Consider the following 8,268-nt stretch of genomic DNA (forward strand, 5'->3'; position numbering starts at 1 on the left):
GCCGGCGGCGGAGGAGATACAAGTGAATCCGCGTGCGCGGAGCGCCCGCCTGCGCGCGGCGGAAAAGCTGGAAGCGGTAGCGTGAGAGCCGGGATGGAGGCGTACCGCGCCCGGATGCGCAAGTGGGTGACGATTCGGCGCAAATGGGAGCGCCTTCCGTCCCCCGCCTGGGCTGCGGGCTGCATTCTGCTGGTGGCCGTGAGCGCGCTCTTTGTGGTCTGGCCGCATCTGGAGATTGTGAAGCTGGGCTACCGCTTGACGCGGCTGGAGACCGAGCGGGCGCGCCTTCTGGAAGCTCAGCGCATCTTGCGGGTGGAGGCCGCCACCCTCCGGCAGCTCGGCCGCATCGAAGCCATCTCGCGCGGGCGGCTGGGGATGGTGTTCCCCCGGCCGGAGCAGGTGATTTACGTGAAAATCATTCCCGGGAGCCTCGGCGACCGGTAACACATTTGCATTCCGTCCTTTTCCTACCGCCCAGGCAGGAAGCGGGTTCCATGCCGAAGGGTTATCAGCGGCGCCTGCTCGCGTGCGGAATTCTGGCCGGTCTCGGCTTTGTGGCGCTTGCCGCGAAGTTGGTGACGATCCAGATTCGCGACCGGGCGCGTCTTGTGGCCTACGCCGAGCGTCAGCTGCAGCGCACCCTCGTCCGGCGTGCGCGCCGAGGGGAGATTTTCGATTTGCACGGCCGCCCGCTGGCCGTGAGCGTTGACGCGCCGTCGCTCTTTGCCAATCCGCGCGAGATCGAAGATTCGCAGGCGGCTGCCCGCGATCTGGAAAAGATTCTGGGCGTGAGCCGCAGCCAGCTCCGCAAGAAGTTGCGGCGCGGGGGCAGCTATGTCTGGCTTCGCCGGAAGCTGACGCCCGCCGAGAAAAACCAGGTGGAGAAGCTGAACCTCAAGGGGCTGGGCTTCGTGACCGAGAGCCAGCGGTTTTATCCCAAGCGCGAGCTGGCCTCCTCGCTCCTGGGCTTCGTCGGGATGGACAATCGCGGTCTCGCGGGGATGGAGTTGGCCCTCGAGAGCCGCATCGGCGGCCGGGCCGGGCGGGTGCGAATCGAGCGCGACGCCCGCGGCCGATCGGTGCACCCCGAGGCGGTTCCGCTGCGCGCTCCCCGCGATGGGCGGAATGTCCGCCTCACGGTGGACGAGGTGCTTCAGTACATCGTCGAGAAGGAACTCATCGATCAGCTTCGCCGCACCGGTGCGCGCCACGCCATCGGCATCATGGTGGAGCCCGCCACCGGCCGCATTCTCGCGATGGCGACCGTGCCGGGGTTCAACCCGAACATTTATGGGAACTTTCCCGCCGCCCAGTGGCGGCAGCGGGCGGTGCAGGACATCTACGAGCCCGGCTCCACCTTCAAGCTGGTGACGGCGGCCGCCTATCTTGAGGCGGGCGGTGATTTGCAGAAGCGCTTTTTCGCGGAAAACGGACTCTACCGGACCGGCATCGGCAGCTACGCGCTCCGCGACCACAAGAAACACGGCTGGCTTACGGCGGAGGAGGCCGTCGTGGTTTCCTCCAACATCGGCCTCTACAAGATGGCGATGGAGATCGGCCCGGCTCCCCTCTATGCGATGGCGCGCCGGTTCGGCTTCGGCACATCCAACCATTCGGGTTTTCCGGGCGAGGAGAGGGGCATCCTCCGCCCCCCGCGGAGATGGTCGCGCACCTCGCTGGCGGCGGTGTCCATCGGTCAAGAGGTGGGCGCCACCCCGCTGCAGATGGTGATGGTGGCCGCCACGATTGCGAATGGTGGCGTTTATCAGCCGCCCCGCATCGTCGAGTCGATCGGGCGCGGCGACCGGATTGCCAGCGGACTCGAGCCCCGCCCCGGCCGGCGCGTGATCTCCGCCCAGACGGCCCGTCGGCTGGCCGCCATCATGCAGCGGGTGGTGGAGGAGGGAACCGGCCGTCAGGCGGCGGTTCCCGGATACGAAGCGGCCGGGAAGACGGGGACGGCGCAGAAGCTCGATCCGCAGACGAGAACGTATAGCCAGGACAAATACGTCCTGTCCTTTCTGGGCTTTATTCCTTTCGATAACCCCCGGATCGCACTTCTCGTGGTGATGGACGAGGGCAAGGGACCGGGGGGCGCCTGGGGCGGCACGGTGGCCGCGCCGGTGTGGCGGCGGATCGCCTGGCAGACGATGCGGTATCTGCGCGTCCCGCCCCGCGGGGCGCAGCAGTGGACGGTGGCGGGGCGCATTGCGGGCGGGGATGCGAAATCCGCCGGCCCGAATCCCTCTTTTGGAGAACATGTCGTTCGGCTGGCCTCGGCGGTTCGCGAGGCCCTTCACCGGGGAGTCCCTCGCGCAACGCGCAAGGAGGAGGGGCGTTGAGTGCAACGGCGATGATGGAAAGCGTCCGGCAGTTTGAAGAGCTCATCCGAGAGGTGCCGGAGGTGTCCGCGCGCTCGGGCGGCGGCGCCGAGGTGTCGGGCATTGCCTACGACTCGCGCCGCGTCAAGCCGGGCGATCTCTTCGTCGCCATCCGCGGCTTCGAGTCAGACGGACACGATTATGTGCAGGCCGCGCTCTCTGCCGGAGCGGCCGCCCTGGTCCTCGAGCGGGAGGTGCCGGGCGTTCCCGGGAAAGTCCCGCGGGCGGTGACGGCATCGGGGCGCAAGGCACTGGCCGCACTGGCGGATGCGTTTTACGGCCATCCCTCGGGTGAACTCGCCCTTGTCGGCGTGACCGGCACCAACGGAAAGACGACGGCGGCGTTTCTCATCGAGACGATTTTGCGGAACGCGGGGCGCCGGACCGGGCTCATGGGCACCATCCACTACCGCATCGGGGATCGGGTGTTCGAGGGGCCGCGGACGACGCCCGAGGCGCCCGACCTTCAGGGCTACTTGCGCGAGATGGCCGAAGGCGGCACGACCCACGCCGTCATGGAGGTGTCGAGCCACGCCATCGCGCTCGATCGGGTGAGCGGCTGCGCGTTCGCGGCGGCGGTCTTCACCAACCTGACCCAGGATCATCTCGATTTCCACGGCGACATCGAAAGTTACTTCCGGGAAAAACTCCGACTCTTCACCGAGTGGTCACCGGGCACCGCTGTCGTGAACCTGGACGATCCCTACGGGGTGCGCATCTCGGCGGAGACGAAGAGCACGCTCATGACCTACGGAACCGGTGGGAGCGGCGATGTCCGCGCGGAAGAACTCGCTGTCTCCCCGGAGGGAATGGTGTTCTCCCTTGTGCATCCGGGGGGGCGGGTTCCGATCCGGACGGGCCTCATCGGCCGCCACAACGTACAGAACATTTTGGCGGCGGGCGCGGCCTGTCTCGCGCTGGGCCTTTCGGCGGCAGAGGTGGCCGAGGGGGTGCGGGCGCTTCCGAACGTGCCGGGCCGCTTCGAGAGAGTGGACGCGGGCCAGCCCTTCCTTGTCGTGGTGGATTACGCCCACACCGAGGATGCCCTGGCCCGGGTGCTGGAGTTCGCCCGGCCGCTGACGAAAGGGCGCGTCCTCACCCTGATGGGCTGCGGCGGCGATCGCGATCGGAGCAAGCGCCCGCTCATGGCGGCGGCGGCGCTCCGGGGGAGCGATTTCGTCTACATGACTTCGGACAACCCGCGGACGGAGGACCCGGAGGCGATCCTCCGGGAGGTGGAAGCGGGCGCCCGGCAGGTGGTGGACGGCACGGCGCGCTGCCGATCGGTCGTGGATCGGCGCGAGGCCATCGGGGCCATTCTTGCGGACGCTGAGCCGGGCGATGTGGTGATCATCGCGGGCAAGGGGCACGAGAGCTATCAGATCGTGGGCCGGGAGCGGCGTCCGTTCGACGACCGCGAGGAAGCGCGGGCGGCGCTCCGGCGCATGGGGTTCGGAAGGTGATGGGTGTGTCTGCGGCGGCCATGTTTGCGGCGCGGGAAATTGCCGAGGCGACCGGGGGAGAGCTTCTCTGGGGCGCGGGAGAAACGATGGCGGCGGGCGTGAGCACGGATACGCGGCGGCTCGAGGTGGAGGCGCTTTTCGTTCCGCTGGGCGGCCCGAACTTCGACGGTCACGATTTTCTTGAGGCGGCGATGGACAAGGGCGCGGCAGGGGTGCTCATCGAAAAAGGCCGGGCGGTGGCCCGCCGGGATGGCCTCTTCGCCATCGCGGTGGCGGATACCTTGACGGCTCTCGGGGATCTCGCCCGCTGGCATCGGCGGCGCCGTGACGTCCGGGTGGTGGCGGTGACCGGGAGCAACGGCAAGACCACGACGAAGGAGATGGCGGCGGCCATTCTGGAAGAGGGAGGCGCGACGCTGAAAAGCGAGGGAAATCTCAACAACCTGGTGGGGCTGCCCCATCAGGTGCTGCGCCTCGAGGCCGATCATGCGCGGGCGGTATTCGAGATGGGGATGAACCGGCCGGGCGAGATCAGGCGGCTGGCGGAGATTGCCATGCCCGAGGTCGCCCTCATCACGAATGTGGCCCCGGCCCATCTCGAGGGGCTCGGCTCGATCGAGGCGGTGCGCGATGCCAAGGGTGAGCTTCTCGAGGTGATGGGCGTGGAGGGGCGGGCCGTCCTGAGTGCCGATGACGGGCAAAGCCGCATTCTGGCAGAGCGGTTTGAGCGTGCGGGCGGGCATGTCGTGCGGTTTGGCTTCTCGGAGGACGCCGATGTGCGCGCCGAGGATGTCCGCGCCGAGAAGCGGGCGGGGATGCGTTTCACCCTCTTGCGGGATGGCGGGAGCGCCGAGGTGCGGATTTCCGCCCTGGGCCGGCACAACGTGCGCAACGCCCTGGCGGCCGCGGCGGCGGCTTCGCTCCTGGGCAGCACGATGGCGGAAATCCGGGCGGGGCTGGAGCGGGCGGCCCTTCCGGCGATGCGGCTTTCCGCCTCGGAGATTCCCGGGCGGCCCGGCTGTTTCCTGCTCAACGATGCCTACAACGCAAATCCGGCCTCCCTTTCGGAGGCGCTTGAGACGGGCGCTTCCCTGAAGGGGGCGGGGCGGCTCTTCGCCCTGCTCGGGGACATGAAGGAGATGGGCGAATTTTCCGCCGCGGTGCATGCCGCGGCGGGGAGACAGGTGGCCGGGCAGGCCGATTACTTCGCGGCCGTGGGTCCCGAGATGGCGCAGGCGGCCGAGAGCGCCCGTGCGGCGGGGATGCCGCCCGATCGGGTGCGGCATTTCGATGCGCCGCGGGCGGCGGCGGCCTGGGTGGCGGGGCATTTGCGGGCGGGCGATTGCATCCTCCTGAAAGGCTCCCGCTCGATGGAAATGGAAAGCGCCGAAGAGGAGCTGCGCGGCTGATGCTCTACCATTTGCTGACATCCCTGGCGGGTTCGCTCTCGGCGCTGAACGTTTTCCGGTTCATCACCTTCCGCACGGCGATCTCCACCCTGACCGCGCTTGTGATGAGTTTGGTTCTCGGGCCCGTCCTGATCCGGATTCTCCAGAAACGGCAGATCGGCGAGATCATCCGGGTGGATGGCCCGAAGAGCCACCACTCCAAGCGGGACACCCCGACCATGGGCGGGCTGTTGATCCTGTTCGCGGTCCTCGTGCCGGTTTTGCTTTGGAACGATCTGACCAACGGGTTTGTCTGGCTCTCGGTGTTCATCATCGTGGGGTTCGGCGCGTTGGGCTTCCTGGACGATTACATCAAGGTCATCCTGAAGAAGAAAAGCGGCGTGACGGTTGGAAAAAAATTCCTCCTGCAGTTCGTCATCGGGCTGGCGGCGGGGTACGCCCTTTACAGTGGCATGGTCTCTTCCGCATTCGAGCCCGTCGTGATGTTCCCCTTCTTCAAGAATCTCCACCCGAATATCGGCGTCTGGTTCATTCCCTATGCCGCTATCGTGATCGTGGCGACGAGTAACGCGGTGAATCTGACGGACGGGCTCGACGGACTCGCCATCGGTCCGCTGATGATCGCGGTGGGCGCCTATCTGGTGTTCAGCTATGTGGCCGGCCACGCCGTGATCTCGAAGTATCTGCTCGTGCTGCACGTGACGGGCGCGGGCGAGTTGGCGATTTTGTGCGGCGCGATATTCGGCGCGGGTCTCGGCTTTCTCTGGTTCAACGCCTATCCCGCGCAGGTGTTCATGGGGGACGTGGGCGCGCTTCCGCTCGGCGCAGTGCTGGGAACGATCGCGCTGAGCATCAAGCAGGAGTTGCTCCTCTTCCTGGTGGGCGGGCTGTTCGTGATTGAGGCGCTCTCGGTCATTTTGCAGGTGGGCTCCTTCAAGATGCGGAAGAAGCGGATCTTCCACATGGCGCCGCTGCACCATCACTTCGAGGAACTCGGCTGGCAAGAGCCGAAGGTAACGGTGCGCTTCTGGATTATCGCCATTGTACTCGCCCTTTTGAGCCTCAGCACACTGAAGTTGAGATGATGGGTATCGTGATGGAACAGACAAAAGCGGAGTGGATCGAAAGCCTCCGCGCCTGCCGGGCGGTGGTGATGGGAATGGCCCGGACGGGCCGCGCCGCCGCCGGTGCGCTCGCGCGGCGGGGGGCGGAGGTGGTGGCGACCGATCTGCAGGTGGCGCCGGGCCTGGCGGATGAACTCCCCGGAGGGGTCGTGTTCGAGATGGGCGCCCACCGCGAGGAGAGCTTCCGCGCGTGCGATCTGCTCATCGTCAGCCCGGGGATACCGGCGACGAACCGGTATATCGCCATCGCCGCAGAGAGCGGGGCCGAGGTGATCAGCGAGATCGAACTCGCCGGGCGGCTCTGCGAGACGCCGATCGCCGCCGTGACGGGCACCAACGGGAAGACGACCACGGCGGCCATGCTCTCGGCCATCCTGGGGGCCGCCGGCTACAGCGCGCCCCTCGGCGGGAACATCGGCAACCCGCTGACCGAAATGGTGGAGCGGGAGGGCGCGTCGGCGGACTTCATCGTCGCCGAGGTGAGCAGCTTCCAGCTCGAATGGTGCGACACCTTCCGGCCGCGGGTGGGGATCATCACCAACGTTTCGCCCGATCACCTTGATCGCCATCCCGACCTCGATGCCTACGCCGAGCTGAAGGCGCGTCTGCTCGCCCGGCAGGAGGCCGGGGACGCCAAGGTGCTCAACGGGGACGATCCGCTCACCGCGCGGTATCTCACCGGCGGGGCGCAGGCGGCGCTCTCCTTCCGGCGGAGCGGAGCGGTCGATCGCGGCGCCTTCCAGGATGGGGGTGCGCTCATGCTCGCCCGCCCGGATGGCGTGCGCCGGATCTGTGCGGCGGCGGATCTCCGCGTCGCCGGGGTTCACAACATCGAGAACTTTCTCGCGGCCTGCGCGGCGGCGGACTTTCTGGGCGCCCCCCTTGAGGCGATGCAGGAGACGGCGCGCACGTTCGAGGGCCTTCCGCACCGGATGGAGTACATCGCGGAGGTGGATGGCGTGTACTGGGTGAACGATTCGAAGGGGACGAACGTCGGCGCGACCGCCATGAGCCTGATGAGCATCGAGGGAAAAGTACTCCTGATTGCGGGCGGCACCGACAAGGGAAGCGACCTCGCGCCGATGGAGGCGCCGGTCCGCGAGCGCGTGCGCAAGATGGTTCTCATCGGCGAGGCCGCCGCGCGCTTTGCCGCCTTTTTCGAGGGAAAGGTGGTGCTGGAGCGGGCGGGCGATCTGGAAACCGCCGTGCAGAGCTGCCGGCGGGAAGCCCGGCCGGGCGAGACGGTGCTGCTCTCTCCGGCCTGCGCGAGTTTCGATCAGTTCAAGGACTACGCCGCGCGCGGAGATGCGTTCCGCCGCATGGTGAAGCGGCTGAAGGAGGAGAGAAGTTGAAGCTGCGCGATATGGATCCGGTAGTTCTCTTCGGGGCGGTGGCGCTGACCGCGTTCGGCGTCGTGATGATGTACAGCGCGAGCCACATCCTTGCGCTCGACCGCTTCGGCGATCCGCTCCATTTCGTCAAGCGCCACCTGCTCTGGGCGGGGGTCGGCTTCGCCGTCATGCTGGGCGTCTGCAGGCTCCGGCTCGAGTGGCTGCAGAAGATGGCCTACCCGATCCTGATTCTCTCGTTTGTGGCGCTGGCCCTGGTTTTCGTTCCGGGAATCGGGCGCGCGGCGGGCGGCGCGCGGAGGTGGGCGGCGCTCGGGCCGATCGTTTTCCAGCCGGCCGAGGTGGCAAAGCTGGGACTGGTCATCTTCCTGGCGCACATTCTCTCGGTAAAAAGCGAGCGCCTGCAGGAGTGGAAGTACGGTTTTTTGCCGCCGGTGGCGGTCATCGCGCTGGTGCTGGCGCTGATCCTGGTGCAGCCGGATCTGGGAACGGCGATTCTCATCGCTGGCGTGAGCGGGTTTCTGCTCTTCATCGCGGGGGCG

The 8,268-nt window shown here is 67.3% G+C and carries 7 protein-coding genes; all 7 read left to right on the forward strand.

What is annotated here, in order from left to right:
* The first annotated feature begins 93 nt into the window (after window positions 1-93).
* Entirely contained in the window at window positions 94-444 is a 351-nt protein-coding gene (locus O2807_08245) for a cell division protein FtsL (protein ID MDA1000490.1), read from the forward strand.
* Between the two features lie 50 nt (window positions 445-494).
* Entirely contained in the window at window positions 495-2,342 is a 1,848-nt protein-coding gene (locus tag O2807_08250; GenBank protein MDA1000491.1) for a penicillin-binding protein 2, read from the forward strand.
* The gene (locus tag O2807_08255) at window positions 2,339-3,844 is read left to right on the forward strand and encodes a UDP-N-acetylmuramoyl-L-alanyl-D-glutamate--2,6-diaminopimelate ligase (protein ID MDA1000492.1); all 1,506 of its coding nucleotides are present in this window, start codon (window positions 2,339-2,341) and stop codon (window positions 3,842-3,844) included. Before O2807_08250 ends, O2807_08255 begins: the two co-directional genes overlap by 4 nt.
* Window positions 3,844-5,253: a UDP-N-acetylmuramoyl-tripeptide--D-alanyl-D-alanine ligase gene (locus O2807_08260; protein ID MDA1000493.1), complete on the forward strand. Its 1,410-nt coding sequence runs from the start codon at window positions 3,844-3,846 to the stop codon at window positions 5,251-5,253. The genes O2807_08255 and O2807_08260 overlap by 1 nt, the downstream gene beginning before the upstream one ends.
* The gene (gene mraY / locus O2807_08265; protein MDA1000494.1) at window positions 5,253-6,338 is read left to right on the forward strand and encodes a phospho-N-acetylmuramoyl-pentapeptide-transferase; all 1,086 of its coding nucleotides are present in this window, start codon (window positions 5,253-5,255) and stop codon (window positions 6,336-6,338) included. The genes O2807_08260 and mraY overlap by 1 nt, the downstream gene beginning before the upstream one ends.
* 11 nt (window positions 6,339-6,349) lie before the next feature.
* Entirely contained in the window at window positions 6,350-7,729 is a 1,380-nt protein-coding gene (gene murD / locus O2807_08270; protein MDA1000495.1) for a UDP-N-acetylmuramoyl-L-alanine--D-glutamate ligase, read from the forward strand.
* A partial coding sequence (locus O2807_08275) for an FtsW/RodA/SpoVE family cell cycle protein (protein ID MDA1000496.1) occupies window positions 7,726-8,268 on the forward strand: 543 nt, incomplete at its 3' end. The genes murD and O2807_08275, both read left to right, overlap by 4 nt.

This window comes from bacterium (assembly GCA_027622355.1).
Lineage (GTDB): Bacteria > UBA8248 > UBA8248 > UBA8248 > UBA8248 > JAQBZT01.

Coding starts and splice junctions, on each gene's coding strand:
- mraY (MDA1000494.1), top strand. CDS start 5,253: ATGCTCTACCATTTGCTGACATCCCTGGCGGGTTCGCTCTCGGCGCTG.
- O2807_08260 (MDA1000493.1), top strand. CDS start 3,844: ATGGGTGTGTCTGCGGCGGCCATGTTTGCGGCGCGGGAAATTGCCGAG.
- O2807_08245 (MDA1000490.1), top strand. CDS start 94: ATGGAGGCGTACCGCGCCCGGATGCGCAAGTGGGTGACGATTCGGCGC.
- O2807_08250 (MDA1000491.1), top strand. CDS start 495: ATGCCGAAGGGTTATCAGCGGCGCCTGCTCGCGTGCGGAATTCTGGCC.
- murD (MDA1000495.1), top strand. CDS start 6,350: ATGGAACAGACAAAAGCGGAGTGGATCGAAAGCCTCCGCGCCTGCCGG.